This is a genomic window from Paracandidimonas lactea, from assembly GCF_021653995.1.
Taxonomy (GTDB): Bacteria; Pseudomonadota; Gammaproteobacteria; order Burkholderiales; family Burkholderiaceae_B; genus Allopusillimonas; species Allopusillimonas lactea.
The window spans coordinates 1-26,323 of record NZ_JAJJOZ010000015.1; the positions used below are offsets into that span (position 1 = coordinate 1).

Consider the following 26,323-nt stretch of genomic DNA (forward strand, 5'->3'; position numbering starts at 1 on the left):
CAAAACCAGGCAAAGCGCCGGCGCACCACCCAGGGTGTGAAAAGAGAACGCCACCGCCGCCTGTGTGCGCTGAGCGCTTCTTCCCCGGTGAGCGCTTCTTATTTGTGCCGGCAGAATGTGTGGGCTGGCGGACTGCTGTCGTGCTGCGTTGCAGCCGACCACGTTTCTCATTGACATTGGAATATAAGGCTGCAACAATCAAACAATAACACTTGAAGCGCTTCAAGTTGTAAGGCTGCTAGAGTTAGAATAACCGCTGAAATCAAATGCTTGAACAGAAAACAAGACAGTCTGTTCAGATAAGCAAGATAGGAGTGGAAATTTGATTGGCTGTGTATGCTTGATCGAGGCATGAAGCGTTTCAAACAGCAACAGGGCATAGCATAGCGTGGTGTGGTCTGGCGTGGTGTGGCGTTGTGCGGTGTAGCAACTCAGTACACGGTACCGACACCTATGTATTGAATACAACGGCAACTATGCTTGGCTGTGCCCAGCCGACTGTACGGAAAAGAGTGCGCTTGGGGTCTGAGCCACAAAGCGCTTTTGTTTTATTACATGATCTTAAAAACGAGGGATGGATGATGTTGAAGTTGAATCGGCCGGATCTGCTCCGGCAACAATGTTATATCGATGGTACATGGTGCGATGCGGATGGCGGTGAGAAAATCGCGGTGAACAACCCCGCTACGGGCAAGGAGCTGGGCACCATTCCCAAGATGGGGGCTGCCGAGACTCGACGCGCGATCGAAGCGGCAAATCGGTCATGGAGAAAGTGGCGGGCCATGACTGCCAAACAACGCGGCGGTATCCTACGGCGTTGGTTCGACTTGATGATCGCCAATACTGAAGACCTGGCGCTCATCATGACGGCGGAACAGGGCAAGCCGTTGGCCGAGTCGCGCGGTGAGATCGCCTATGCGGCCTCATATCTGGAATGGTATGGCGAAGAGGGCAAGCGCGCCTATGGCGACACGATTCCCTCGCCGTCCGCGGACAAACGCATTGTCGTCACCAAAGAACCAATCGGGGTATGTGCGGCGATCACACCCTGGAATTTTCCGTCCGCGATGATCACGCGCAAGGCCGCAGCGGCACTTGCCGCAGGTTGCCCTATCGTCGTCAAGCCTGCCACGCAAACACCGTTCTCGGCGTTGGCTTTGGCTGTTCTGGCCGAAGAGGCAGGTGTGCCGGCAGGTGTTTTTTCGGTGCTGACGGGATCGGCGTCGGCTATTGGCGGGGAGATGACCAGCAACGACCTGGTGCGCAAGGTTACGTTTACGGGCTCTACTGAGATCGGACGCTTGCTCATGCAACAGAGTGCCGGCACGATCAAGAAGGTGTCGATGGAGCTGGGCGGCAACGCGCCCTTTATCGTATTTGACGATGCTGATCTGGATGCTGCCGTGGAGGGTGCGATGGCCAGCAAGTATCGCAATGCCGGTCAGACATGCGTGTGTGCAAATCGCATGTATGTGCACGAGAAGGTCTACGATGCCTTCAGCAAGAAGCTGGTGGCTGCGGTGGCTGACCTGAAGATTGGTAATGGTGAAGAGCCGGGTGTGACGCAAGGCCCGTTGATCGACGGCGCTGCGGTGGAAAAGATCAAGGAACACATTGCTGATGCTTTGGATAAGGGGGCTACCCTCCTGGCGGGTGGCAAGCCGCACGCGCTGGGCAAAACGTTTTTTGAACCCACTATTCTGGCAGGTGTCACCAGCGATATGAAGGTGGCGCGCGAGGAAACATTCGGCCCGCTGGCGCCGCTGTTCAAGTTCTCATCCGACGAGGAAGTGATCAAGCTGGCCAACGACACAGAGTTCGGGTTGGCTGCATACTTCTATAGCCGCGATATCGGCCGTGTTTGGCGTGTTGCCGAAGCGCTGGAATATGGCATGGTCGGAATCAACACGGGCATCATTTCCAATGAGGCCGCGCCTTTCGGCGGCGTCAAGCAATCCGGCCTGGGTCGCGAAGGCTCGCACTACGGGCTGGACGACTACATGGTGATCAAGTATCTGTGCATGGGCGGTATCTGATCGCTGGCTCGGCGCGCCCACCCACCTGCGGTGTGCTTAGGCAGGAATGTGCGCGCCGTCGATTGCCGTGGTACCTAGTATGATGGTTCCAAGGAACCCCATCCAGTGTTGGACCGGATGGGGTTTTATTTTGTGGTGGCGCGTACAATCGGGCCGCCGCTGCGCATCGGCCATTCCACGGGATGCGATTGCATCATCAGGCTGATTTCGCATCTGATCGGTAGGTGCCCGCGCGCCATGATGCGGCCGGCTGGTGTGTTCGAGCCCTTGCCTATGGTGCGCAGAACGCCGGCGATACCTGGCACCAGAGGCTTGAGAGCGTAGGTCAGCCGCAGCGTGAGTGTGTTGGCCTCGTAAATGCTGCGGCGCGCTTGACGAAGCTCGGTCTCGCCCACCTTATGGTTTCTGTGCATGTGTTTTTGGCCTGCTGCAAGTGAGTTGGCCGCTGCGACCCAGCGCTCTTGGCGCTGCCCTGCCTGGCGGTGCATATGCTGCTCGTGCAGATAATGGTTATTGATGGCCGCATGCGGTACACCCAGGTGCCGTAGGCCAGGATCAGAGAAGTTGCGAAAATCGGCGAGTATGGGCGAGTGGATCTCTATCTGCCAGACAGGGAGGGCGCTATGTGCGGTACTTGTTCGCCACGAGGGAGGGCCATGAGGGCTGCCAAATGGGTGTGCCTGCCATGCCTGTACGCGTGGATGACCTGATGTTTTAGAGGGCGCGCGCCCGCGGGCAGTGAGCGGGCGCAGCCCCTGCTCGAATGCCGATGCAATGGCATCAGGATGGGCATGATGTACGATGCCGGCGCGCCCGGCTTCAAGCAGCGCCAAGCTCAGCATCTGCCGAGTGGAAAACCAGCGCGCGGCCTCGAAAGCGCCCAAGGCAAGGCTGAATAATATCCCGGCGATGACGGTAAATTCTGCCATGCTTGCGCCGAGCTGGCCGTTGCTGCGCACTGGGGCGAACGAGGCTAAGGACGAGAGTGATAGGCGGACGTAGACGGGCCGAGTAGAAAGTAACATTGGGCCAGTGTGCCGTCCGCCCGTTCAGCCGTCGACCCGTGGAAATTACGGATCGCTCAGTTTTAGCGCGATTATGCGTTGGACAACCGTGCGCGAGCCGACATGCTCCGTGCGTTCAGTGCAGCGCACTGCGCGAACCGTGGGCACCAGGGTGTTCGATAAACAATTCGGCGCAGTCGACGTTGTCGAAAGCATAGGGTTTGCCGCAGAAGTTGCAGGTAATATTGACCTGCCCAAATTCCTGCAAGATGTCTTCGACCTCTTCGCGGCCCAGGGTGCGCAGCATGCCTGCCACGCGTTCTCGCGAACAGGGACAGTGCCAGCGTACGGGCTGCGGATCGAATGCCGTAAGAGATTCTTGCCAGAAAAGCCGATGCATCAAGGCTGCAGTATCAAGTTCGAGCAGCTCATCGGCCTGGACCGTTTGTGCGAGCTGGGTGAGGCGGCTCCAGGTTTCATCGGCGCAGGCTTCGAGATCACTTTGTTCGGGGCCGCCACGATGGCCGCCATGCCGAGGCAATTTTTGCAGCAACAGGCCGGCACTGCGCTGGCCATCTGCCGCCAGCCACAAGCGCGTATCGAGTTGCTCTGAATTGCGCATGTAAGCCTGCAGCACCTCAGCCACTGTATCGCCTTCGAGGGGCACCACCCCTTGATAGGGTGACATGCCGGGCATGCGGCTGGTGGGATCCAGGACGACAATGAACTGGCCCTTGCCTTGGGTATTGAGCAGGGATTGCAGCGACCCTTCTTCGGGCACCTGCTGGCCTTCGCGCAGCGACGCGGTGGCGCGTATGCTGAGGTCGGCCGTGCATTCGACAACGACCAGGGCGATGGGCCCATCGCCCTGCAACTGCAGCACCAGAGAACCGTCGAATTTGATGTTGGAGGCAAGCAGGACGGCGGCCGAAACAAGTTCGCCCAACAGGCGCTGCACACAACCGGGCAACTGTTGGTGGGCCAGCCCGGTTTGCCATGCGGAAGTGACGCGGACAGCCTGGACGCGCGTGCTGTTGTCGGGCGAAAGAAACTTTTGGAGTTGATCGTTCATGGGGCCATTTTAGCCCATCGCTTCATCGCCTAAGCTGATTGGATCAATGCTGGGCTGTGCGGTGCGTTGTGATTCGCGCGCCCGCAAGACGTGACGCCTCAGGGTGCCGGCACTGGTGCAGGGCAAGCTGTCTACGAACTCGATTTCACGCGGCGTCTGGTAGGCTGGCAGTTGGGTGCGCACGTGCTCGCGTAGTTGCTGGCGTAGGAGTTCGCTATCGTCGCCGCGAGCATCAGGCCTGAGCACCACATAGGCTTTGACCAAGGCGCCGTGGCCAGGATCGGCCTTGCCGATGACGGCCGCCTGGTCGACGGCACTATGGCTCTTGAGACAGGCTTCGATCTCTGCCGGCCCAATGCGATGGCCCGCCGTGTGGATCACGTCGTCGCTACGGCCGGCAAACCAGAAGTAGCCATCGCCATCCACGGACGCCATGTCGCCCGTGAGATACCAGTCGCCGCTGAAGCGTGATTGGGTGCGTGCGTCGTCCTGCCAGTAACCCAGGAACAGGACAGGGTCTGCATGGCCGTGGATATCGGTGCGCCGCACGGCGATTTCGCCTACCGCGCCAGGCCGGCAAGGCCTCCCGGCGGCATCGAGCACCGCAACGCGGTGGCCGGGAAAAGCGCGCCCTATGCTGCCAGGCAGAACTGGCCAGCGGCGATGGCTGTTGCCGATGATGGTGTGCGCTTCAGTTTGGCCATATGTTTCGTTGACAGTGACCCCCAAAGCCTCTTTTGACCATGCCAGCGTACTGGCGGTAAGGGTTTCGGCGCTGCATGAGAGCGCGCGTAACGGGAAATTCTCTGGCCGTATGTAGGTGGGCAGCGTCTGGGCCATCTCGTTCAGCAGGCCAGCGTGGACGTGTGCGTTGCTGACACGATAGCGGCCGATAATATCCAATGCCATGGCCGGCGTGGGGCGTGGAGCGGTGGCCACCACTGCGTGCCCAAAGTAGAGCGCTGGCAACAGGCCGCCGAACAGACCCACACCGGACCATTCGGTGCTGGTCCAGAAGATATCGTTCTGTTGCGGAAACCAATTCTGTGCGGCAACGAAACCGGGCAAGGTGCCGATAAGGGTTGCATGCGACAGCAACACGCCTTTGGGTGTGCCGGTACCGCCCGCAGTATAAAGTAGCACGGCAGGGCTAGTGGCACGGGTGTTCAGCGGCTTGAAAATATTATTCTGGCGCGCCAGCAGCGTACGCCACGACATGACGGTGTCGTGCTGGAAATCGATGGCGATAATCTGGGTAAGGGTAGGGCAGCGCGCCTGGGCCTGGATAATGTCGGGCCCGCTGGCCGTATCGACTACGGCGATACGGGCGCCGCAATCGCGTAGGCGAGCAATGGCGCCATCGACCCCCAGCGAGCCTGGCAACGGCACGGCGACGGCGCCGACACTGAGGATTGCCATGAGGGTGGCGACGCCTTCGGGCCGTTGCCCCAGTGCCAGTGCAATGCGGTCGCCTGGCACGACGCCCATTTTGATGAAGCCATTGGCCAACTTTTGCGCAATATCGCTGACACGTGTGTATGTCCAGATATCCCGCTGCCCGTCGTCGCGTTCGTAGTAGATGGCGATGCGGCGCCCTTCCAGTGTGTTTTCCGCCCACCGGTAGACGCAGGCCTGCGCAATACTGAACTGGGTGGGGACTAGCCACTGAAACGACTGGTAAAGCTCCGTGTATTGATCGTTCATTATCGTCTTGTTTCAACGGGACGGGGTCGGCGCCGACGTAACGTGAAGCATGAACGACAAGCTGCTTCTGTGCAATCCCTGTCGCTTCGAAAGAGATTAGGCCTAGGGTTTATACGGAGCGGGAAGCGGTGCGAGGCGCTTGTGGCGCCTGGACCAGCCGTGTGCCCAGCACCCGATCATGCAGGAATAGGCCATCTCGATCGAACCATGTCCAGATGAAGCCGGCGAAAGGCGTGAAGACAATGAGCAAATCGGTGGACGCGTAGCCAGTGAACTGCGACAGGCGCAGGACAGCCAGCGCGGCGAGGAGCGGTAGCACCCACGCCAGCAGGTAGCGCAGTATCAGACGAATGACGCCTGGCCTGGCGCCGGCGGTATCGACCAGCCGGATGTGCCAGGTTTTCATAGGAAGGGTTTGGCCCTTGAGCCGCCAACAGCCCACAAAGTACACACCCATTGCGATGAATACGACCGCCTGGCGTGTGTGGCGCAGCATCAACCCACTGCGGCTTTGGGTGAGCGTGTCGAGGACAAGGCTGGCCAGGAATATGACGCCGAACAGCAATACGCCTTCGTACATCATGCATGCAAAGCGTCGGCGGCGGCTGACGCGGAGAAAATTAGCGGATGGAGTGGGTTGCATGGCAAAACGCGGTTCGGACAACGACCGCTATTATGCGTCATTTATGCAACAGACAATAAAAAAGCCGCCCCATGATGCCGGGCGGCTCATTGCGCGGAAAACGCGCAGCCAGGAGGAGACAACCTGGAAGGGGAAATCAGCTTGCGTGGTGCGCGGCTTGACCAACCGAAGCGGCAGGCTTCGTGCTCACGCCAAACACGTTGGCGAACAATTTCTTGAGGGAAACGAGCGGCTTGAAGCGGTACTGCTCTTCGATGGCTTTCATCATGAGTTGACGCTCAAGTTCGTCGGTAAGACGGATGTCGTGGTTGACGTGGTTCATCGCGGTGCCTTCTTGCAGTGATTGCTGAACGTTTCGTTCAGGGTTAACCCGAATTATAGGGGTAAACCCGAGTCATAGCAAGGATTTTTTGCGGTGCAATATAACTAGCAGGGTACTGTTGCGCAAAAGGGACGCGGGTCGTGCGGGACGGGCCCCTGTGGATGGCGCGTAGCGCAATGGTGCAACGCACAATCCACACTGCCGTGTAATGCGTACAGGATATCGAAGGACAGAAACGTGGAAACCGGATGCTACGACCCGCTGTGGTCCTTGCGATAGCTGGCCTGCACCATCTCGAAGGTGAACAGCCGGCAGTCCAGCGCACCATTGTGCAAGGGGTAGCGGCGCAGCGGTTTAAGGCGCAAGTGGCGCGGCAGATCGTGATCGCTGGAGATGATGTTGACTCGCCAGCCGCTGTAATGCTGCTTGAGGTTGCTGGCCCAGTCCGCCCAGAGTGTTGTATCGCCGGGCAGTCGTTCTCCGTAGGGCGGGTTAGTGACGATCCAGCCTTCTGGTGCGGGCGGCGGCACCGTGCGGGCATCACCGGTTTCAAACCGTATGGTGTCGGGGGTGAGCCAGGCGCGCTCTAGGTTGGCACGCGCCGCCTCGATGGCGCGCGGGTCGATATCGTAGCCGACCAGAGGCGTGTCGATCTGTGTAGCGATGCGTGTGCGCGCGTCGTCTTTCAGGTCGCGCCAGTGGCGCGCATCGTGGTGGCGCAGACGTTCGAAACCGAACGGGCGCCAGATCCCCGGCGGCACGCCCAGGGCGATCCAGGCGGCTTCGATCAAGATGGTACCGCTGCCGCAGAAGGGATCAAGCAGGGGCGCGGATGGGTCCCAGTTAGAGAGTGCGAGCAGGCCGGCTGCCAGGTTTTCGCGCAGCGGGGCTTCGCCCTTGTCGAGCCGCCAGCCGCGCTTGAATAGCGATTCGCCTGATGTGTCGAGATACAGCGTGGCACTGGTTTCGTCCAGGAACAGGTGTACGCGCGCGTCGGGGCGTACGGTGTCGATATCGGGCCGAGCGCCTTCCTGCTCGCGCAGGCGGTCGCAGATGCCATCCTTGACGCGCAGATTGCAGTATTGCAGGCTCTGCATCGGACTGCGGATGGCGGACGTGTCTACACGCAGGGTTTGTTGCGGGCCGAACCAGTCTTCCCAGGGCGTCTGGTGTGCCAGATCGAGGATGTCGTCTTCATTGTCGACGGGGCTATGGGCCAATTCAACGAGAATGCGCGTGGCAAGACGGGAGTATAAGTTCGCACGCAACACACCCGTCCAGTCAGCACTGAATCGGCAGCCTGCGCGGGCTAGGCTAGCGTCGTCGAAACCCAGCGCCTGCAGTTCGGCAGCGAGGGCTTCTTCAAGCCCGGTGGGGCACGGGGCAAAGATCTCGAACCGCCGCGCCCGCCCTGGGGCGGGGCGGGGCCGCCGAGGCGCTGCCTGGCGTGTTTCGACCATCACGCCGTGCGGGTCGCCGGGAAGCGAGACTTCCCGGCGGCTTGGGGCAGCGGCTGCCGGCGTGCGAGGGGAACGTGCGCCCGTGCTTTTTGGGGCTGCGGGCGAAGTGCGGCTGCTTGTATCGGCGGAGGGCGCGCGCAGCGGGCGGCGAGCCGCCTCGGCGGGTGCCTTGCGCGGTGTGTATTCAGCCGGTTCGGCGGGCGACGGGCGTGTGCTGCGTCTGGGTGCGGCTGGGGGCCGACCGGCCGGCGCGCTGCCTGCTTGGCCAGCACGGGCTGGGCGTTCTGCCCGGGCGTCAGCCGTGACGAATTGACGGCCGGAAGCGTCTACCGGCGTGGCTTTACCGTGTTCGCGTTGCCGCTGGGAAGCCACGCGGGCGCGGGAGCCCGAACGTTTGCGCGGGGCGTCGGCATCGGCCGGCGCCTTGGCGGCGGGCTTTTTCTTGAGCGTCAGCGTTTTGCCGGATTTTGTATCGGTCATGAGTAAGTGTATAAGGCCTCAGAAGGGCCGGACAATGACGAGAATAAGCACAAGCAGCAGCAGCAGCACTGGGATCTCATTGAACCATCGGTAGTAGCGGTGGCTGTGCCGGTTGCTGCCCTGCTCAAATGCCTTGAGCAGGCGGCCGCAGAAAAGATGATAGACGACCAGGAGCAGAACGATGGCCAGCTTGGCGTGCATCCAACCTTGGCCTGCCCCCAACCCATAGCCGAGAAACAGCCATAGCCCGAGCGCGACGGACAGCACGGCCAGAGGCGTCATGAAGCGGTACAGGCGGCGAGCCATCCCCAGCAGTGTTTGGACGGATGCCGCGTCTTGCGCTTGAGCGAGGTTGACATAGATACGAGGCAGATAGAACAGCCCCGCAAACCATGACATGACAAAAAGGATGTGGAAAGTTTTGACCCAGAGCATGCCTTGCCTTGATTGCGGTGGGATAGCGCCGGCGCAACTGGTGTGCCGGCATGTAGATGCTTGCTGCGGATCAGGATTGGCCGCGGAGTTGGCCGTTTCCGGAGAGCACCCATTTGAGCGTGGTAAGGCCCTCGAGGCCCACCGGGCCGCGCGCATGCAGGCGGTTGGTGGAGATGCCGATTTCGGCGCCCAGGCCGTACTCGAAACCGTCGGCAAAACAGGTGGGCAGGTTTACATACACCGAACTGGAGTCGACCTCGCGTTGAAAACGCGTGGCGGCCTGGATGTTTTCGGTGATGATGGATTCGGTGTGCTCGGAGCTGTAGCGGGCGATATGGTCAATGGCCTGGTCTATGTTGTCGACCACCCGAATGGCCAGAATCGGCGCGAGGAACTCGGTTTCCCAGTCGGACTCTGTGGCGGACGAGGCTTGCGGCAGCAGGGCGCGCGTGCGTTCGCAGCCGCGCAGTTCGACCCCCTTGGCGAGAAGCGTGGCGCCAAGGCGGGGCAACAGCGCCTGGGCGACGGATGCGTGCACCAGCAGGGTTTCCATTGCGCCGCAAATGCCATAGCGGTAGGTTTTGGCGTTGACGGCGATGTCGTGCGCCTTGTTGAGATCTGCGTGTTCGTCGACGTAAATATGGCAGTTGCCGTCCAGGTGCTTGATGAGCGGCACCTTGGCTTCGGCCGACAGGCGTGCGATGAGGCCCTTGCCGCCGCGCGGGATGATGACGTCGATGTAGTCGGTGAGGGTGATCATTTGCCCTACGGCGGCGCGGTCGGTGGTGCCGACCACTTGTACGGCTTGGGCGGGCAGGCCGGCATCCGCCAGGCCTTGGCTAATGATGGCGCCGAGTGCGACATTGGAGTGAAACGCTTCGCTGCCGCCGCGCAGTATGGTGGCGTTGCCCGATTTGAGACACAGCGCTGCGGCGTCGATGGTGACGTTGGGGCGCGATTCGTAGATGATGCCGATGACGCCCAAAGGCACACGCATCTGGGCTACCCTCATGCCATTGGGGCGAATGACCGACGCTGTGGTGCTGCCCACTGGATCAGGCATTTCGGCGATCTGCCGCAGGCCTTCCGCCATGGTGTCCAAGGCCTTGTCGGAGAGCTTGAGGCGGTCGAGCAGCGCCGGCTCGAGGCCGTTGCGTTCGGCCAATGCCAGGTCGCGCGCGTTTTCGGCCTGCAGGGCGGCGCGTTGGTCGGACAGGCGGTTTGCCATGGACCGCAGCGCAAGGGCTTTGGCCGCGCCCGATGCCGTGCGCATCGCCCGTGCTGCAGTGCGCGCCTGCCGGCCAAGTGTCAGCATGGAGGCGTCGTGCGTTGTGGCGCCAGCCGCGTGGTCGGAAGAGGCGTGGGTTGCGAGAGTGGTTGTCATGGCTTTGAATGCGTGTAACCTTGCAAGGCCCCATTATCTCACGCCCGCTCGCGGCGTGGCCGGGGCTTGCCGGCCGCCACGCGTAGCGCCAAGCGTTTAAGCTCTTCCCAGGGATCGTCCAGCCGGCCCGGGGTGCGTAGCCCCTTGATGAGGCGATCGACGTCGTGCGCATGCTGCACGGCTGCAGGCCAGGAGTTGGGCGCGACGCGCGCCAGCGCTTGGCGCAGCAATTGTTCGCGTTGGCCAAATACGCGCTGGCGGCGCATTTCCGCCCCCAGGTCGTTACCGGCGGCTTGGGCGGCCGCAAGGCGTGCGAGCACACGGATTTCATCGCCGACCGCCCAGAGCACCAGCGGCAACGCCTCGCCTTCGGCCCGCAGGCCGTCGAGGATGGTGGCGGCACGCGCAGGGTTGCCCGCCAGCATGGCGTCACGAAGGCCAAACACATCGTAGCGCGCTACATTGAGCACGGCACGCTCGACATCTTGGGCGCTCAGCGTACCTTCGGGGTAGAGCAGGCCCAGCTTTTGCACCTCTTGGTGGGCGGCCAGCAGGTTGCCCTCTACTTTGTCCGCCATCCATTCAAGGGTGGCGCGTTCGGCTTGTTGGCGTTGGCGCGCCAGGCGCTGAGCGATCCAGCGAGGCAGCGAAGCGCGATCTATCGTGGCGACATCGATACTGGTGCCGGCAGCCATAAGCGCCTGTACCCATTTGGCAGTGCGTGCGGTTTTGTCCAGGCGCGGCAGGTTGATGAGTACGACGGTATCGGACAATGCTCCGCCGGTGACCATATCGGCGAGCCGCACAAGCGTGTCGGCGCCTGTCTTGCCGGGCTTGCCGGAAGGAATGGAGAGGTCGACCAAGCGCCGGTCGCCGAACAGTGAAACATTTTGTGTGGCGCCGATAACCGAGGACCAGTCTCCGCGCGCGTCGAGCGCGAGGCTGACGCGTTCGCCGTAACCGGCACGGGAGGCGGCTGCGCGTAGTGCATCGCTGGCTTCGATAGCCAGCAGGGGCTCGTCGCCCGAGATAATGTATAGCGGGTCGAGCTCAGCCTGGGCCGAAGCAAGCCTGGTGGCCAGGTCGTCGGCGTCGATGCGGCGCCCCATCGTGTGTCAGTACCTGCCCGCGCCAGGCATGGAAGGTGTGTACCAGGGCGAAGGCGTAGTGGTGCGGGGATGCCCGACCGGCGCGTCTGGGGCTGGCAGTGTGTCGACCGGAAGCTCTGACGGGTTGGAGAATGCCTCGCTGACATCCGGGGCGGATAAATGCCTCAGGATGCGGTTGATCATGGCGGCACGCATCTGCTTGAAATTGGTTTCGATCTCGCCCTGTTTGGCTTGGACCGTGTCGGGGTCGTAGGGGATCTCGCGTGAGTCGCGCAATGTGGTGGGCGGCAACACCACGTGCCCTTTGTCATCGGTGAGCTGGAATACGAACTCGAGGTTGAGTTCGTATTCCTCGACCAGGCCGCGGGCGTCCAGGGATAGCTCGCGCAGCCATTGCCGGTTGCTGATCTGGGTGAGGCGGGCCTGGGCTTCGGCGGCGGATTCTACAAACCGGGTGTTGGGTGAACTTGCGACGATTGCTCGCCGCAGATTGGCGCCGAACTCGGTGTTGTTGGGGATGTTGGTGTAGAGAGTGTTGAAGGGCAGCGGCGCCACCCCCTTGAGCCGGAAGCCGCAGGCGGCTACCAGCGCCAGCAACGCGGCGCAGACGTAAAATCGCAGCGTGCGCCACGGTGCCGTGGTGGCAGGGGAGGGTGTGGGACGATGCATGCTTGCTCTCTGAGTTTCTCGCTAGCCGACGATGTTGACGAGTTTACCCGGGACCACAATCACCCGCTTGGCCGGACGGCCTTCGAGAAAACGCAGTGTGGCTTCGTGGCCAGTTGCAGCCTGCTCGATCTGTTCGCGCGTGGCAGCACTGGGCACCTTGAGTGCGCCGCGCAGCTTGCCGTTTACCTGCAGCATGAGTTCGATTTCGTCGGCGATCAGGGCCTGCTCATCGACTTGCGGCCAGTGGGCATCGAGCAGATCGCCTTCGTGCGCCGCGTAGCCCAGGGTGCGCCACAACTGCCAGGTGATGTGCGGCACTACGGGGTACAGTACACGAAGCAGTACTGACGTGCATTCGGCCAGCGCACGGGCGTCGGCCGGCGTGTCGGCTGGTTGGAAGGCCTCGAGTGCATTGAGCATCTTCATGCAGGTGGAGACCACCGTGTTGTACTGGATCCGCTGGTAGTCGTAGTCGGCCATCTTGAGCAGGCCGTGGATCTCGCGGCGCAGTGACTTGGCCGCGTCGCTGGCCTGCTCGAAACCAGCGCTATTTCCTTGCCCATCGATGATGACGTCTCGATGGCCATGGCAGAAAGCCCAGACCCGGCGTAGGTAACGATTGGCGCCTTCGACGCCGGAGTCGGACCATTCGAGCGTTTGCTCGGGCGGGCTGGCAAACATGACGAACAGGCGCGCGGTGTCAGCGCCCAGCGAGTCGATGAGCGATTGCGGATCCACGCCGTTGTTCTTGGACTTGGACATGGTACCGATGCCGCCATATTCAATGGCTGTGCCATCGGCTTTCAGGCGGGCGCCGGTGATGGAACCCTTGGCGTCGTAGAGGTTGTCGACCTCTTCGGGCCAGAAGTATTCGATGCCGCCCTGCGCGTTCTTGCGCGAGTAAATGTGGTTCAGCACCATGCCCTGGCAGAGCAGGCGAGTGAAGGGCTCGTCGAACTTGAGCAGCCCGAGATCGCGCATGACACGCGTCCAGAAGCGCGCGTACAGCAGATGCAGCACGGCGTGTTCGATGCCGCCAATGTACTGGTCCATCGGCATCCAGTAGTCATTGCGTGCATCGACCATGGCTTGGTCGTTGTCGGGCGAGGTATAGCGCATGAAATACCAGGACGAGTCCACAAAGGTGTCCATGGTGTCGGTTTCACGGCGTGCGTCCTGGCCGCAGGACGGGCATTTGCAGGCCAGGAAAGCTTCATCTTTGGTGAGCGGATTGCCGGTGCCGTCCGGGATGAGGTGGTCGGGCAGGACGACAGGTAAGTCTTGCTCGGGCACGGGTACCGGGCCGCAACTGGGGCAGTGGATGATGGGGATGGGTGTGCCCCAGTAGCGCTGGCGCGAAATGCCCCAGTCACGCAGGCGGTAGGTAACCTGTTTTTCGCCCAGGCCCATGGCGGCGAGGTCGGCTGCTACTGCGTCAACCGCTTGTTGCGTGCTGAGGCCATCGTACTTGCCGGAGTTGACGGTGCGGCCAGCCTGTTTGTCGCCGTACCACTCTTGCCACTGTTCGGTGGAGTAGGCCTGTCCTTCGACTGCGATGACGTCGACAATTGGCAGGCTGTACTTGCGGGCGAAGGCGAAGTCGCGTTCATCGTGGCCGGGTACGCCCATGACGGCGCCGTCGCCATACGACATAAGCACGTAGTTGCCCACCCATACGTCGATCGGTTTGCCGGTGAGTGGGTGCGTGACGGTGAGGCCTGTGCGCATGCCTTCTTTTTCGCGCATTGCGAGCTCTGCCTCGGTGGTCCCACCCTGCTTGCAGGCTTCGATGAAGGCGGCCAGGTCGGGGTTACGCGCTGCCGCATGCTGCGCCAGCGGATGTTCGGGCGCGACGGCACAGAAGGTGACGCCCATAATGGTGTCGGCACGCGTGGTGAATACATACATGCGGCCGTCCTGGATGATCTGGCCGTTGCCGTCACGGATGTCGTGGGTGAAGGCGAAGCGTACACCTTCACTCTTGCCGATCCAGTTCTCCTGCATCAGGCGCACGCGTTCGGGCCAGCCGGGCAAGCCGTTCTTGACTTGTTCGAGCAGCTCGTCGGCGTAGTCGGTGATGCGCAGGTAGTAACCGGGGATCTCACGCTTTTCGACCGGTGCGCCGGAACGCCAGCCGCGACCGTCGATGACCTGCTCGTTGGCGAGCACGGTGTGATCGACCGGATCCCAGTTGACCACCTGCGTTTTACGGTAGGCGATGCCTTTTTCGAGCATCTTCAGGAACAGCCATTGATTCCATTTGTAGTACTTGGGATCGCAAGCGCACATTTCACGCGACCAGTCGATAGCCAGGCCCATGGACTGCATCTGCTTCTTCATGTAAGCGATGTTGTCGTATGTCCATTTGGCGGGTGGCACCTGGGACTTGATTGCAGCGTTTTCGGCCGGCATGCCGAAGGCATCCCAGCCCATGGGCATGAGCACGTTATAGCCGCGCATGCGCAGCTGGCGGGCCATCATGTCGTTGATGGTGTAATTGCGTACATGCCCCATGTGCAGCTTACCGCTGGGGTAGGGCAGCATCGAACACGCGTAGAACTTGGGCTTGGGAGAACCGTCGGGGTTTGTGGCGGTTTCGGTGACGCGATAGGCGTCGCGAGCGGCCCAGTCTTGATGGGCGGCTTGTTCGACGTCGGCGGGGCTGTAGCGTTCCTGCATGGGGAGATGGGATCAGGTAAAAGATGGGAAATGGTGCAAACCAGCCATTATAGGACGCCTGTGCGAAAGCGGCTTGCGGGCCGCTTTGCGGCGCGCCTTCAGCCGGTACGTGATCCTAGCGGCTGTGCGTACACACTTTTGGTAGAGCTGCCGGAGCCAGACATCGGGCCAGTGTCGGGAAAGATTCCCGTCGGTACGGGCGGAGGAAAAGCAAAAACCCCGCCAAGGCGGGGTTTTGCGGGAATCCAGGCAAACAACTGAGCTTACTTGAGCTTGGTTTCCTTGTAGTCGACATGCTTGCGGGCGACGGGATCAAACTTTTTGATCAGCATCTTTTCGGGCATGTTGCGCTTGTTTTTGGTGGTGGTGTAGAAGTGACCCGTACCAGCCGTGGATTCGAGCTTGATTTTCTCGCGGATACCTTTTGCCATGATAGTTCCTTAATGTGCCGGCGAATGCTTAGGCCAGCTCGCCGCGGGCGCGCAGGTCGGCCAGGACAGCGTCGATGCCGTTCTTGTCGATGGTGCGCAGGGCTTTGGTGGATACGCGCAGGCGAACCCAGCGGTTTTCGCTTTCGACCCAGAAACGGCGCGATTGCAGGTTGGGAAGAAAACGACGCTTGGTTTTGTTGTTAGCGTGCGAAACGTTGTTGCCCACCATCGGGCCCTTGCCGGTAACTTGGCATACGCGTGCCATGGTAACACCCCTTGAAAATTTGCCTGAAATGCCTGGCCTGTTGGCGCTTGCTGGCGTTTTACCGCCCGCCGCAAGGCGGCCGCGCCGTAAGCTTTGTTGCGCCGGATACCGATGCGCAGCGCGCCCAAAAAGGCCTTGTTAATGCTGTAAAGCCTAGTATTCTAATACGAAACGCGTTTGTTGATCAAGCTGCCCTTAGGGCGATGCGGCCAAACAGCCACGATCCGCATGCGCACACTGCCAGCACACCGGTGAGCGGCAGCGGCGTGTCGGACTGCCAGACGCTTACGGCGAAGCCTGAGAGTGCGCCACACAGCATCTGCAGCGTGCCCATCATAGCCGATGCGACGCCGAGGCGGTGGCCCTGCCCGGCAAGGGCCAATGCCGCTGCGTTCGGGTTGACGAACCCCTGGCTGGCCATGAAACCCATCAGGCACAGCATGAGCAGCGGAAGGTTGATCAGACCGAGCATTGTGAGCGCGACACCCACCAATGTCATGATTGCCAGCGAAATCTGGGCGCGCCCCAGCAGGGTTTCCGGAGTATGGCGCGACAGTAGCCGGGCGCTGACCTGCGACGCAAAAATCAGGCAGGCGGCATTCAGGCCGAACAGCAGGCCGAAGTATTTGGGCTGTACGCCGAATACGTCGATGAAGACGCGGGGCGAGCCCGAGATATAGGCGAACATACCCGCTGAGCCGAAGCCGCCAGCCAATGAGTAGCACAAAAATTGTTTGTGGCGTGCCAGCGCCATATAGTTGAGCGCTATTACCGAGGGATGCAGCGGGTTGGCCGAAGCCGGGTCCAGTGTTTCGCGCATGCGCAGCGCAACGGCGATCAGCAATGCGCCGCTGCCGACCGCCATGATGGCGAAAATACCACGCCAGCTTCCAGTCAACAGTACTTGGCCGCCCAGTATTGGCGCAAGAATTGGGGTGACGCCCATGACAAGCATCAGGATGGACAGCGCCTTGGCGGCGTCCCGTGTTTCGAAGTTGTCTCGGATGACGGCGCGGGGTATGACGATGCCTGCTGCACCGCCGAAGGCCTGAGCCACGCGCCAGAAGGTGAGTTGGCCGATGCTGGTACTCAAGGCGCAGCCTATGGCGGCGGTGGTGTAGAGTGCGAGGCCGACGAGCAGCGGCGCCTTGCGCCCGTAGCGATCGGCAAATGGGCCGTAGAACAATTGTGCACAGGACAACCCCAGCAGGTAGATGGCCAATGTGCGCTCGACCTCGCCCCGGGTGGCACCCAAACTGCTGGCAATGGCGGAGAACGCCGGCAGGTACATGTCGATAGCCAATGGACCGAGCGCGGTCAACAACCCCATTAATACAAGCCAGGCGGGGATAGTGACCAGGGGCGGTTTGGCGTACGGCATGCGGTCGAGGATTCCGTATTTGTCATTCTGTTTATAGATTCAGTATTGTATAAGACAGACGTATAGCGGCTTGTTGCGTCGTTATCGTCATTGACGCGGCCGGGGGGCGGCCCGCGGGTGCTGCGAAGCCTGAGGGCGGTGCATGGCGGGCGCATTGTTTCGTTCGCTATGTGGATGTGGCACTATTTTCGTCATCGATATCCAAATAAGAGGAGTTCGCCTTGAATCCGGTCTTATCTGCTGTCGAATCCAAGCTGTCATCGCTGCCTTTGTCCGTGCAGATTACCCTGCCAGATGGGCAAACACTGGGGGCTTCCGATCCCGATATACACCTCTCCGTCAAAGACAGGTCCACACTGGCGCATTTGGCTGCCGGGCAGGTGGGGTTGCTGGGCGAAGCCTATGTCGAAGGCAAGTTTGATGTCGATGGCTCGATGCGCGATTTGATGCGCCTTGCCGCCGCTATTTTGCCGGGCTCGCCTATCGATGCAGCTCGCGTCGGCAGGCTTACCGAACTGATTCGGCGGCTGGTGTCGGTATGGCGCCATTCTGTCGAGCGCGATGCGCGCCAGATCCAGTTTCACTACGACCTGTCCGACGACTTTTATGCATTGTGGCTGGATCCGCGTCGGGTGTATTCATGTGCGTATTTCCGCGAACCGGGCATGACACTCGCCCAGGCGCAGGAAGCCAAGCTTGACCATATATGCCGCAAGCTGCGTTTGCGTGCGGGCGAGCGCTTCCTCGATGTGGGCGCCGGCTGGGGCGGCCTGCTGCTGTGGGCGGCCGAGCACTACGGCGTGGACGCTACGGGTATCACGCTATCGCATAATCAGCACGCATACGTAAATCGCTTGATTGAACAAAAAGGCCTGGCGGGTCGCGTTCGCATGGAGCTGCTCGACTACCGCAAGCTGGACGAGAGCATCCCCTACGACAAGATTGCTTCAGTGGGTATGTTTGAGCACGTGGGCCGGGCGCAGCTCGATGCGTACTTCGGGAAACTGAGGCGGCTTGTGCGGCCCGGTGGGCTGGTGATGAATCACGGCATTACCGCCGGCGGGGTGGACAATGCCGAGTTGGGCGCCGGGATGGGCGAATTCATTGAGAAATACATCTTTCCGGGTGGCGAGCTTACGCACGTCAGCCATGTGCTTGAGCATCTGGCCAACGGGGGGCTGGAAGATCTGGATATCGAGAACCTGCGGCCGCACTATGCGCGTACCTTGTGGGCGTGGAGCGATGCGCTCGAAGCCCGACTCGACCAGGCACGCCAGACATTGTCCAGCGAGCAGGGAGAGCGGTCGCTGCGTGCGTACCGCATTTATCTGGCTGGTTGCGCCATGGGGTTCGAGCATGGGTGGATTGCCCTGCACCAAGTGCTGGCCCAACCGCGCCCGGCGGGTCGGGCTGATGAACTCGACATGCCAAACGATCTGAGCTACCCGTGGCGCCGCGGCTATATGTACGAGGAGGAAACCGACGAGGTGCGGGAGCCCGAATCGGCGGTGGCCGCCATGCGCTAGATGGCGCGGTGCCGGCGCACGATGTACTGGTACCAGCCAAACAGCAAAGTGGCCGACAGCCCCAGGCCCAGCATGGCCATGGTCCACATTGCGCCGGCGCCCGGTGGGGCGCCTGGCGCGATGAGGCGCAGCATCGGGGCCAGAGCGCCGGCCCCCGGCCCGAAGCCCAGCCACCAGCCGCCCACCAGACCTATGCCAGTCAAGGCGAGGATTTGCAGGATCAGGGGCACGACAGCAACTTTATACGCGCGCAACAGATACGAGTTGATGCACTGCATGGCGTCGCATAGGTGGAACCACGGCAATAACTGCAGCAGTGCTGCGGCAACCAGTGCCACCTGCACGTCATCCGTATACATACCGAGTATGGGGCGCTTGGCGACCACGAGTACCGTGGCGGTAAGTGCAGCCCCGGTTATCACGATCACCAGCCCGGCGCGGCCGGTGGCGCGGGCACGCATAAAGTCGCGCGCGCCAATAGCCTGGGCGGTAAGCGAGGCTGAGGCAACGCCTACTGCCATCGGCATCATGTAGCAAAGTGCTGCCAGGTTGGCCATGATCTGGTGGCCGCCATTCACGATCATGCCCTCGCGCGCCACCAGCAGCGCCATGAAGGTAAAGGCGCAGACCTCGATCAGGTAGGAGCCGCCCATGGGCAGGCCCAGGCGCAGCAGCTCTTTTTGCGCCACGGCATTCGGCTGCCCCACACGCAGGTTGAAACGGCGAAAGTAGGGATCGCGGTGCACCGCCCAGAGCCCCGCCGCCAGCATCATCCACCCCACGATGGCGGTGGCGACGCCCGCGCCTACGGCGCCCAATGCAGGTGCGCCAAGATTGCCGAAAATGAACACCCAGTTGAGCAGTAGCTTCACCGCCACACTGGCCAGGTTGATGTGCATGACCATTTTGGGCCGCGAAACCGCCGAACCCAAGGCATGAATGGTGCGAAACAGCAATGTTGCCGGCAGCGCTACGGCGAGCGCCCGCAGATACCAGCTTATGCTGGTTCGTACCTGCGGCGCGATATCGCCCGAGAAGGCGAGCCAGATGTCCGGAAACAGCATTGCCAGCACGCCTGCGGCAGAAAGCGCGCCCGCAAGCCAAACGCCCTGACCCCAGGCATGGCCCACGTCGTCATGCCGGCCGGCACCAAAATGTTGCGCAATGATGGGTATAAGTGCATGCACGACGCCCATCAGGCCTACAAAAACAGTGATGTAGATAGAGCCCGACAGTGCCATGGCTTGCAGATCGGCGGCGCTGGCGTGGCCGGACATGGCAGTGTCCATGACCCCGAAAACGATGCTGGCCCAGGAGCTGATGAGTACCGGCCAGGCCTGGCGCAGAGTTTCTGCGATATGGCCTGCCAGGCGCGGTGACGAGGGCGAAGAGCGGCTCACGGAATCTGGCGTTCAGGGCTTGAGGCGCAGCAGATGGAATACCTCGTGGCGATCGGCGCCGCGCTTGCCGGCCCAGAGCAACTGGCCTGTATCCGCATAAGGAGCAGTGCCGTTGGCCAGCCGTTCGGGCCGGAACTGCAGCAATACCAGCGTACAACGCGAATCGTAGCTGAAGTCGATGTGATTGAATACAAAGAAGGAGGCGCGCTGCCCCGACCCCAGGCCCTGCGCGCGTACGCACTCACCAGGCCGTAGGTTTTGTTGCAGCGCTTCTGCAAGCTGACCTGATACTGTGCGGTAGCTGCGTACGTAGTCGAGCGCCGGCATCCACAGGGTAACCAGCAGCAGCCAGGTGACGATCAGCCCACCGGCGGACAAGGCCGTGCCACGCCAGAGCCCCGCCGGCTTGGTGTGCAGCCGCCAGCGCAGAAGTATGATCCAGGCGGCCGTGCCCAGCAGGGCAATGATCACCGCTGGCCACGAAATGAAAATGTCGTAGCCGCGCGTCTGGCGGGCGATGTTGTGCGAGATTTGTTCAGGCCAGCCCGTTTGCAGGGCGATCCACCCCAGCCAGACCGTGGCGGAGGTGAGGGTGTAGCACATCACCGCGAACCAGTCGAGCGAGTTGACGATGGTGCGGCGCAGTGTGGGTAGCGCGAAGGCGGCCAGTACGGCGCACGGGATGGCCATCAGTGCGTATTCGGGCTCGAAGGCCTCGCGCAGGAAAAACAGGGAGGCCAACGGCCACGCGGCGAACATCAGTGGGATGTTGATATGGGGCGCAGCGTACCAGCCGCGCCATCGCCAGGCGGCCAAGATGGCGAGTGGCCAGGTTGGCCACAGAAACCAGGGCAGGTCGCGCAAGGTGCTCAACGCTTCGCGGTAGGCGGGAAAGCCATAGCTGCTGAAGTTCCAGGTCAGCCAGGCGTGCGTCCAATATTCGCCCAGGCGCCGGGCGGGGATCCACCACAGCAGTATTATCGCAGTGCAAAGCGTGGCGGCCACAATGAGCCAGGTTTTGTGGTGCCAGAGTGCGGAGCGGGGGGTGAAAGAGAACAGCACGCCGGCCATAATAGGCAGCGCGCCGATCCAACCCCGTGTAAGAAATGCGGCCGCCAGAGCCAGCCCCAGCGTGACAGCGCCCGATGCCGGACGATCCAGCATCCGCGCCGCAGAATAGAACGCGATGCCCTGGATGGCGATGATGGCGGGCACCTCAGAGGTTTCGTGCATGCGCCAAACAATGCCCACCGTGGCGACGATCAGCAGCAAGGCCGCATCGGCGATCATGCGGCCGTAGTCTTGCGGCGTGGGCTCACCGCCGAAGGGCAGGGCGAGTGGCTGGGCTTCGGGGCGACGGCCCAAGAGATAGCTGCCGTACCATACGGAGGCCGTCATGAGGCCGAACCACAGCAGATTGGGAAGCCGCGATGCAATGATGGCGGCATCCAGGGCGTTATTGGTGAACAGCTCGAACAGTGGCTGGAAAGCCCATATGCACAGTACGCCGACCCAGATTGACAGGGGCCCGTCCTGGGCGTGTGCCATGGCGCCGATCTGCGGCAGCAGCCAGGTGATCCCGCCCTTGTCCAGCGTGGTCAGCATCGCCGCCAGGCCCACGACGTCGTCTGTTTTCCAGGGATCCCTGAAAAACAGCCCCGCAAGGATGTACACCAGGCCCACGCTCAGCAGGAACAGGCGCGGCAGCTTGATGGCAGCCGTTGCGGTGAGGCGGGCGGGCGTGGAGACGGAGTCGCTGAATCGCACGGGACGAGGCCGAGAATGGATAATGGACAGGTATAGTAAAGTAAAAACAAAAAGGCAGCCCGAAGGCTGCCTTTTTGTTCGGCCAGGCGGCGCGAGGCCGCTTAGCCTTTGCGCACGGTGCCGGCAGTGCGTGCGAAACGGGCGCGGAATTTTTCGACGCGGCCGGTTTCGACGATGCGTGTCTGGGCGCCCGTGTAGAAGGGGTGCGATTCAGACGTGACGTCGCATTTGAACAGCGGGTAGGTTACGCCGTCAAGCTCAATGGATTCGCGGCTGTTAAGCGTGGAACGCGAAATGAACTTGTTGCCGGTTTGCTGGTCGAGGAACACCACTTCGCGGTATTCGGGGTGCACGCCTTCTTTCATGATTTGATCCTGTGTCGGTTTAAAGGGTCGCCAGCCAGCCGGTATAGACTAGGTAAGCCAGGCCACGTATCCAAGATAGCCCTAAATTCTAGCTTATTTATCAGTAGGGTACAAGCCAGTGCGGGGCGCTGCCCGCGCGAATGCCTGTTGCGGCGCTTGTCATAGATCGGTACGGAGCTTCCACAACTCCGGGAACAGGACAATGTCCAGCCGTGTGCGCAGGTAGGCGACTCCCGATGTTCCGCCGGTGCCGCGCTTGAAGCCGATAATCCGCTCTACCGTGGTGACGTGGCGAAAGCGCCACAGGCGGAAGGCGTCTTCGAGATCCGTGAGTTTTTCGCCGAGCTGGTAGAGATCCCAATAAGTGTCAGGCTGTCGATACACCGTCAGCCAGGCTTTTTCGACTTCGTCGCTGGCGGTATAGGGCGCGCTCCAGTCTCGACTGAGGCAGTCGGCCGGTATGGGGAGGCCTTGGCGGTGCAGCGCCCGCAGCGCCTCGTCATAAAGTGAAGGGGCTTGGTAAGCGTGCTGCACCAGGGCATATAGATGCGGCCGATGGGCGTGCGGCGCGAGCATTGCGGCGTTTTTGTTGCCTAGCATGAACTCGATCTGGCGATACTGGTAGCTCTGGAAGCCGCTGGATTGCGCCAGATAGGGGCGAAGGGCGGAGTATTCGGGGGGTGTCATGGTGGCCAATACATCCCAGGCATGCACCAGCTGCTCCATGATCTTGCTGACGCGTGCCAGTTTCTTGAAGCAGGGCTGGAGCCGATCGGCCGCCAGGTCGGCCCGAGCGGCGGCCAACTCATGCAGCATGAGTTTCATCCATAGCTCGCTCGTCTGATGCTGGATGATGAACAGCATCTCGTTGTGTTCAGGCGAGCGAGGGTGCTGCGCGCCCAGCAGTTCGTCCAGGTGCAGGTAATCGCCGTAGCTCATGTTGTGTGGGGTGTCTGGCTGCGTAGCTTCGTTCGCGAGACAAGGGCCCAAGGCGGGCGTGGCCGTACCAGGCGTGGCAATGTCGGCCCTGATATGGGTGGGTTGGGACTGCGAGATGGTTGTGGCGGGCAGGCTGCGCAAGACGGCCCTGACCGGGCTGGCGTCGGCCTGCGCCAGAGCCAGAGGCAGGGCGATGAGTTCATAGTCGCCGGGTGGGACGTCATCCAGCAGGAGGTTTTCAAGTACGCGCATGTCGTGCCGCGCGATGGTTTGATGGCTGTCCAGGGTTTTGCTGTGAGCGGGGTCGATGCTGGGGGTGTCCAGCCCAATCAGCACAGTGCCCCGAGCAGCCAGCAGATCGATGGTGGCGGGGGCAAAGGCGGCGAAGTCGTCGGTCCACGCATCTGTGCTGGCTCGCGCGCGCGTTCGCACGAGGATGCGGGGCGGCGCGTCGTTCAGATAAGGAACAAGATGCTCTGGCAGAATCAGGGGCCCGCCGCTTAGCACATGGATAACGCGGCAGGGGCCGAGGTAGGGGGCGAGCGGCAGGGCGCCCGTGGGCAGGCCGTCGGCCTGGTAATGCAGAGGGGCGTCGGCGTGCGCGCCCACATGCGGCGATAGCGTGATGGCGCTGACATTGACCGGGTCGTCCGGGCCGAGCGTGGCCGTCCAGCACTGCGAGTATGGCGTATCGCCCGGAAACACGGGCGAGTTGACGGACACCTGCGGAGAGATATCCCACAACGCGTCGGCCTGCTGCACTGCGGGGCGGTTTGAGAGATTCATGGTGTTACGCTGTTTTGTGAGCTGGCGCTTGGCAATCATGTGCTGGCGCTGACGTGTCTGCACTGGCGATGTGCCTACACTACCCCACTTCAGCCGGCGTGGGCAATGTGTTTTACAGGCGGTGCGGGCGATCCAGCGGCGCGTTGTCCGAGTGGGAAACTGGACGGATAAGGTGCTACACAAGGCGCTGTTCAGCCATCGATACTGTATTGGCGCCGGCAACGATCAAATGATCGATCAACCTGATATCCACCAGCGCCAGCGCCTGCTTCAGGCGTGCCGTCAAAGCCCGGTCGGCGTCGCTGGCCTGCGCGCGGCCCGATGGGTGGTTATGCGCCAGGATGAGTGCGGCAGCGTGCAGGCGCAGGCCGGCTTTGACAATCTCGCGTGGATATACCGAGGCCTGCGCCAGTGTGCCGCGTGCCACTTCTTCCGCGGCGATGAGCCGCAACTGGTTATCCAGAAACAGCGCCAGGCAGTGCTCCACGTGTAGATGGCCGAGGCGGGCGGCGCAGTACTGCTTGACCCGCATGGGCGTATCCAGCGTCGGCCGGGCACTGAGTTGCTCCGCCAGTGCGCGTTGATGCAATTCACTGATCGCGAGAATTTCGCATGCCTTGGCTGCGCCCAGGCCGTGGACGGCGAGCAGGGCGCCTGTGTCGGCCCCGAGCAGGCCCCGCAACCCGTCGAACTCGCTCAGCAGCTTTTGGCCGAGCTGTACTGCGGGGCAGCCAGCCGTCCCGGTACGCAGAACGATGGCCAGCAGCTCGGCATTGGTCAGCGCCCCCGGACCATGGGCCAGCAGGCGTTCGCGCGGACGTTCGGCGGCACTGGGCGCGGCCTTGCGCAGGCGTGCGGGCGGACGATAAGAGGAGGAATCGTGGCTGGAGGTGTGCAGTGTCATAAGAGGCTCTAAAATAAGGACAAATTCAACCCGATTGCGCCAAGCCGCGAGCGGCCGCGCAGCCATCTTCCACGGTGACAGATTTTGACGAGTTTTTCCGATTCCGCGCAGGTTTTTGTCCAGCCCGATTCCTACCTGACGCTGCATTACCGCATCGAGCTGCTGACCGGCCCGGCTGCCGGCTCTGTTTTTGCGGATACCTTTACCGGCAACCCCGCCACGCTCCAGCTTGGCATGGGCCAGTGGGCGCCCGGCATGGAGCAGGCCTTGATCGGGCGCGCCGAAGGTAGCCGCTTCAGCGTCGATCTGCCGGCTGCGCAAGCCTATGGCGAACGCAACCCCGACTTGCTGCAGTGGGTGTCGCGTACGGTGCTGGATGAAAACACCGAGCCGGGTGTCAACTTCGAGCCAGGTGAAATGGTCGAATTCGCGGCGCCCAACGGGGGGCGATATTCGGGTGTGCTCAAAGAGATCAACACCGATGCCGCGCTGTTTGACTTCAATCATCCGCTGGCCGGTGCCGATTTGCGTATCGAAGTTTCCTTGATGGGGGTACTGTAATGTCCGGGAAAGCAGCCGGCGATCCGCAAGTGGCCGCGCGCGCGCCTGAAGTCGTACTTGCGCAGCCACGAGGCTTCTGTGCCGGGGTTGATCGGGCAATCGATATCGTTGAACGCGCCATCGAGTTGTTCGGCGCGCCTATCTATGTGCGTCACGAAATCGTGCACAACCGTTATGTCGTGGCGGATTTGCGGGCCAAGGGCGCCATTTTCATCGACGAGCTCGAGCAAGCGCCCAAGGGGGCCATTGTGGTGTTTTCCGCTCACGGTGTATCGCGTGCGGTGCGAGATGAGGCCGAACGTATGGGCCTGCGTGTGTTCGACGCCACTTGCCCGCTGGTCACCAAGGTGCACATGGAGGTCGCACGCATGCGCAAGGCGGGCCGCGAGATCATCATGATCGGGCATCGTGGGCATCCCGAGGTTGAGGGTACGCTGGGGCAGTCGGACGGTGGCATGTATCTGGTTGAAACGCCGGACGATGTCGCCGCGCTACAGGTGAGCAACCCGGAAAATCTGGCGTTTGTTACCCAGACCACCTTGTCGGTCGATGATGCGGCAGCGGTTGCGCGAGCTTTGCGCGAACGCTTTCCGAGCATTGTCGAACCCAAGAAAAGCGATATCTGCTATGCAACGCAGAATCGCCAGGATGCCGTCAAAATCATGGCGCCAGAATGCGATCTGGTACTTGTGGTAGGCAGCCCCAACAGTTCGAACTCCAACCGGCTGCGTGAAGTGGCCGAGCGCAAGGGCGCGCAAGCGCACCTGGTGGACAGCGCCGACATGATAGACCCAGCCTGGCTTGATGGCGCGCGCCGCGTGGGCGTGACAGCGGGCGCATCCGCCCCCGAGGTGCTGGTGCAGCAGGTGATTGATCGCCTGAAAGCGCTTGGCGCCATTTCGGTGCGTACGCTGGATGGCACGCCGGAAAACGTTGCCTTCCCGCTACCGCGGGAATTGTCGCGTAAACTTGCGGGCGACGCCTGATCACTGGCCGCTCGC

Annotated in this window: 23 protein-coding genes and 1 pseudogene; 5 read left to right on the forward strand and 19 right to left on the reverse strand. The window is 61.7% G+C overall.

Annotated features, from left to right (window positions below; all coding sequences use genetic code 11):
* The first annotated feature begins 581 nt into the window (after nt 1–581).
* Entirely contained in the window at nt 582–2,036 is a 1,455-nt protein-coding gene (gene gabD / locus LOL23_RS18415) for an NADP-dependent succinate-semialdehyde dehydrogenase (RefSeq protein WP_160976825.1), read from the forward strand.
* Nucleotides 2,037–2,161: 125 nt separating this feature from the next.
* Here the strand turns inward: gabD and LOL23_RS18420 are convergent, their stop codons facing one another.
* The 4 genes from LOL23_RS18420 to LOL23_RS18435 all read right to left on the reverse strand — a co-directional run bounded on the left by LOL23_RS18420 (nt 2,162) and on the right by LOL23_RS18435 (nt 6,459).
* Complete coding sequence (locus LOL23_RS18420; protein WP_160975519.1) at nt 2,162–2,965, reverse strand: TadE/TadG family type IV pilus assembly protein; 804 nt, start codon at nt 2,963–2,965, stop codon at nt 2,162–2,164.
* 211 nt (nt 2,966–3,176) lie between these two features.
* The gene (gene hslO, locus LOL23_RS18425; RefSeq protein WP_160975520.1) at nt 3,177–4,112 is read right to left on the reverse strand and encodes an Hsp33 family molecular chaperone HslO; all 936 of its coding nucleotides are present in this window, start codon (nt 4,110–4,112) and stop codon (nt 3,177–3,179) included.
* A gap of 9 nt (nt 4,113–4,121) precedes the next feature.
* Nucleotides 4,122–5,816, reverse strand: a complete 1,695-nt coding sequence (locus LOL23_RS18430) for an acetate--CoA ligase (protein WP_160975521.1) — start codon at nt 5,814–5,816, stop codon at nt 4,122–4,124.
* Nucleotides 5,817–5,925: 109 nt separating this feature from the next.
* A complete protein-coding gene (locus LOL23_RS18435) occupies nt 5,926–6,459 on the reverse strand; it encodes an RDD family protein (RefSeq protein WP_160975522.1) in 534 nt (177 codons plus the stop codon).
* On the opposite strand from LOL23_RS18435, the gene LOL23_RS18440 reads away from it, so the two are divergent.
* Nucleotides 6,458–6,802: a hypothetical protein gene (locus LOL23_RS18440; RefSeq protein WP_160975523.1), complete on the forward strand. Its 345-nt coding sequence runs from the start codon at nt 6,458–6,460 to the stop codon at nt 6,800–6,802. The two genes, LOL23_RS18435 and LOL23_RS18440, sit on opposite strands and share 2 nt — an antisense overlap.
* 230 nt (nt 6,803–7,032) lie before the next feature.
* Here LOL23_RS18440 and LOL23_RS18445 read toward each other — a convergent pair whose 3' ends face one another.
* From LOL23_RS18445 to LOL23_RS18485, 9 genes are all read right to left on the reverse strand, one after another.
* A complete protein-coding gene (locus LOL23_RS18445; protein WP_237174088.1) occupies nt 7,033–8,721 on the reverse strand; it encodes a THUMP domain-containing protein in 1,689 nt (562 codons plus the stop codon).
* 18 nt (nt 8,722–8,739) lie between these two features.
* Nucleotides 8,740–9,156, reverse strand: a complete 417-nt coding sequence (locus LOL23_RS18450) for a CopD family protein (protein ID WP_160975525.1) — start codon at nt 9,154–9,156, stop codon at nt 8,740–8,742.
* Between the two features lie 70 nt (nt 9,157–9,226).
* Nucleotides 9,227–10,471: a glutamate-5-semialdehyde dehydrogenase gene (locus LOL23_RS18455; protein ID WP_439652110.1), complete on the reverse strand. Its 1,245-nt coding sequence runs from the start codon at nt 10,469–10,471 to the stop codon at nt 9,227–9,229.
* A 107-nt stretch (nt 10,472–10,578) separates the two neighbouring features.
* Nucleotides 10,579–11,649, reverse strand: coding sequence for a DNA polymerase III subunit delta (gene holA, locus LOL23_RS18460; RefSeq protein ID WP_160975527.1), 1,071 nt, complete (start codon nt 11,647–11,649; stop codon nt 10,579–10,581).
* Between the two features lie 6 nt (nt 11,650–11,655).
* On the reverse strand, nt 11,656–12,318 hold the full coding sequence (locus LOL23_RS18465) for an LPS-assembly lipoprotein LptE (protein WP_160975528.1): 663 nt from the start codon (nt 12,316–12,318) through the stop codon (nt 11,656–11,658).
* A gap of 21 nt (nt 12,319–12,339) precedes the next feature.
* A complete protein-coding gene (gene leuS / locus LOL23_RS18470) occupies nt 12,340–14,997 on the reverse strand; it encodes a leucine--tRNA ligase (protein ID WP_160975529.1) in 2,658 nt (885 codons plus the stop codon).
* A gap of 263 nt (nt 14,998–15,260) precedes the next feature.
* Nucleotides 15,261–15,428 (reverse strand): 50S ribosomal protein L33, encoded by a 168-nt coding sequence (rpmG, locus tag LOL23_RS18475; protein WP_003810296.1) that lies wholly within the window; start codon nt 15,426–15,428, stop codon nt 15,261–15,263.
* 28 nt (nt 15,429–15,456) lie between these two features.
* Nucleotides 15,457–15,693, reverse strand: a complete 237-nt coding sequence (gene rpmB / locus LOL23_RS18480) for a 50S ribosomal protein L28 (RefSeq protein WP_043681023.1) — start codon at nt 15,691–15,693, stop codon at nt 15,457–15,459.
* A gap of 184 nt (nt 15,694–15,877) precedes the next feature.
* The gene (locus LOL23_RS18485) at nt 15,878–17,023 is read right to left on the reverse strand and encodes a multidrug effflux MFS transporter (protein WP_160976827.1); all 1,146 of its coding nucleotides are present in this window, start codon (nt 17,021–17,023) and stop codon (nt 15,878–15,880) included.
* Between the two features lie 272 nt (nt 17,024–17,295).
* Between LOL23_RS18485 and LOL23_RS18490 the strand changes: the two genes are divergently transcribed.
* Nucleotides 17,296–18,600, forward strand: coding sequence for a class I SAM-dependent methyltransferase (locus LOL23_RS18490; RefSeq protein ID WP_160975530.1), 1,305 nt, complete (start codon nt 17,296–17,298; stop codon nt 18,598–18,600).
* Here LOL23_RS18490 and LOL23_RS18495 read toward each other — a convergent pair.
* The 6 genes and pseudogenes from LOL23_RS18495 to radC all read right to left on the reverse strand — a co-directional run bounded on the left by LOL23_RS18495 (nt 18,597) and on the right by radC (nt 24,761).
* On the reverse strand, nt 18,597–20,000 hold the full coding sequence (locus LOL23_RS18495; RefSeq protein ID WP_237174089.1) for an MATE family efflux transporter: 1,404 nt from the start codon (nt 19,998–20,000) through the stop codon (nt 18,597–18,599). The two genes, LOL23_RS18490 and LOL23_RS18495, sit on opposite strands and share 4 nt — an antisense overlap.
* Before the next feature lie 12 nt (nt 20,001–20,012).
* Complete coding sequence (locus tag LOL23_RS18500; RefSeq protein WP_237174090.1) at nt 20,013–21,767, reverse strand: ArnT family glycosyltransferase; 1,755 nt, start codon at nt 21,765–21,767, stop codon at nt 20,013–20,015.
* A 101-nt stretch (nt 21,768–21,868) separates the two neighbouring features.
* Nucleotides 21,869–22,132: a type B 50S ribosomal protein L31 gene (locus LOL23_RS18505; RefSeq protein ID WP_160975532.1), complete on the reverse strand. Its 264-nt coding sequence runs from the start codon at nt 22,130–22,132 to the stop codon at nt 21,869–21,871.
* Nucleotides 22,133–22,291: 159 nt separating this feature from the next.
* Nucleotides 22,292–23,071 carry a tryptophan 2,3-dioxygenase gene (kynA, locus tag LOL23_RS18510; RefSeq protein ID WP_202411587.1) on the reverse strand — a complete coding sequence of 260 codons (780 nt, stop codon included), beginning with the start codon at nt 23,069–23,071 and terminating at the stop codon, nt 22,292–22,294.
* Between the two features lie 141 nt (nt 23,072–23,212).
* Nucleotides 23,213–23,896: pseudogene (gene kynB, locus LOL23_RS18515) on the reverse strand (arylformamidase); the annotation flags it as partial.
* 136 nt (nt 23,897–24,032) lie between these two features.
* Nucleotides 24,033–24,761: a RadC family protein gene (radC, locus tag LOL23_RS18520; RefSeq protein WP_160975534.1), complete on the reverse strand. Its 729-nt coding sequence runs from the start codon at nt 24,759–24,761 to the stop codon at nt 24,033–24,035.
* Between the two features lie 84 nt (nt 24,762–24,845).
* Here radC and LOL23_RS18525 point away from each other — a divergent pair, with 84 nt between their 5' ends.
* Together LOL23_RS18525 and ispH are read left to right on the forward strand one after the other, a co-directional pair.
* Nucleotides 24,846–25,322, forward strand: coding sequence for an FKBP-type peptidyl-prolyl cis-trans isomerase (locus LOL23_RS18525; protein WP_160975535.1), 477 nt, complete (start codon nt 24,846–24,848; stop codon nt 25,320–25,322).
* On the forward strand, nt 25,322–26,308 hold the full coding sequence (gene ispH, locus LOL23_RS18530) for a 4-hydroxy-3-methylbut-2-enyl diphosphate reductase (protein WP_160975536.1): 987 nt from the start codon (nt 25,322–25,324) through the stop codon (nt 26,306–26,308). The genes LOL23_RS18525 and ispH overlap by 1 nt, the downstream gene beginning before the upstream one ends.
* Nucleotides 26,309–26,323: the final 15 nt, after the last annotated feature.

What these genes read in the sequence shown, in the direction of transcription:
- gabD (WP_160976825.1), top strand. Translation starts at nt 582, where the DNA reads ATGTTGAAGTTGAATCGGCCGGATCTGCTCCGGCAACAATGTTATATC.
- LOL23_RS18420 (WP_160975519.1), bottom strand. Translation starts at nt 2,965, where the DNA reads ATGGCAGAATTTACCGTCATCGCCGGGATATTATTCAGCCTTGCCTTG.
- hslO (WP_160975520.1), bottom strand. Translation starts at nt 4,112, where the DNA reads ATGAACGATCAACTCCAAAAGTTTCTTTCGCCCGACAACAGCACGCGC.
- LOL23_RS18430 (WP_160975521.1), bottom strand. Translation starts at nt 5,816, where the DNA reads ATGAACGATCAATACACGGAGCTTTACCAGTCGTTTCAGTGGCTAGTC.
- LOL23_RS18440 (WP_160975523.1), top strand. Translation starts at nt 6,458, where the DNA reads ATGGCAAAACGCGGTTCGGACAACGACCGCTATTATGCGTCATTTATG.
- LOL23_RS18435 (WP_160975522.1), bottom strand. Translation starts at nt 6,459, where the DNA reads ATGCAACCCACTCCATCCGCTAATTTTCTCCGCGTCAGCCGCCGCCGA.
- LOL23_RS18445 (WP_237174088.1), bottom strand. Translation starts at nt 8,721, where the DNA reads ATGACCGATACAAAATCCGGCAAAACGCTGACGCTCAAGAAAAAGCCC.
- LOL23_RS18450 (WP_160975525.1), bottom strand. Translation starts at nt 9,156, where the DNA reads ATGCTCTGGGTCAAAACTTTCCACATCCTTTTTGTCATGTCATGGTTT.
- LOL23_RS18455 (WP_439652110.1), bottom strand. Translation starts at nt 10,471, where the DNA reads ATGCTGACACTTGGCCGGCAGGCGCGCACTGCAGCACGGGCGATGCGC.
- holA (WP_160975527.1), bottom strand. Translation starts at nt 11,649, where the DNA reads ATGGGGCGCCGCATCGACGCCGACGACCTGGCCACCAGGCTTGCTTCG.
- LOL23_RS18465 (WP_160975528.1), bottom strand. Translation starts at nt 12,318, where the DNA reads ATGCATCGTCCCACACCCTCCCCTGCCACCACGGCACCGTGGCGCACG.
- leuS (WP_160975529.1), bottom strand. Translation starts at nt 14,997, where the DNA reads ATGCAGGAACGCTACAGCCCCGCCGACGTCGAACAAGCCGCCCATCAA.
- rpmG (WP_003810296.1), bottom strand. Translation starts at nt 15,428, where the DNA reads ATGGCAAAAGGTATCCGCGAGAAAATCAAGCTCGAATCCACGGCTGGT.
- rpmB (WP_043681023.1), bottom strand. Translation starts at nt 15,693, where the DNA reads ATGGCACGCGTATGCCAAGTTACCGGCAAGGGCCCGATGGTGGGCAAC.
- LOL23_RS18485 (WP_160976827.1), bottom strand. Translation starts at nt 17,023, where the DNA reads ATGGGGTTGTTGACCGCGCTCGGTCCATTGGCTATCGACATGTACCTG.
- LOL23_RS18505 (WP_160975532.1), bottom strand. Translation starts at nt 22,132, where the DNA reads ATGAAAGAAGGCGTGCACCCCGAATACCGCGAAGTGGTGTTCCTCGAC.
- kynA (WP_202411587.1), bottom strand. Translation starts at nt 23,071, where the DNA reads ATGAGCTACGGCGATTACCTGCACCTGGACGAACTGCTGGGCGCGCAG.
- radC (WP_160975534.1), bottom strand. Translation starts at nt 24,761, where the DNA reads ATGACACTGCACACCTCCAGCCACGATTCCTCCTCTTATCGTCCGCCC.
- ispH (WP_160975536.1), top strand. Translation starts at nt 25,322, where the DNA reads ATGTCCGGGAAAGCAGCCGGCGATCCGCAAGTGGCCGCGCGCGCGCCT.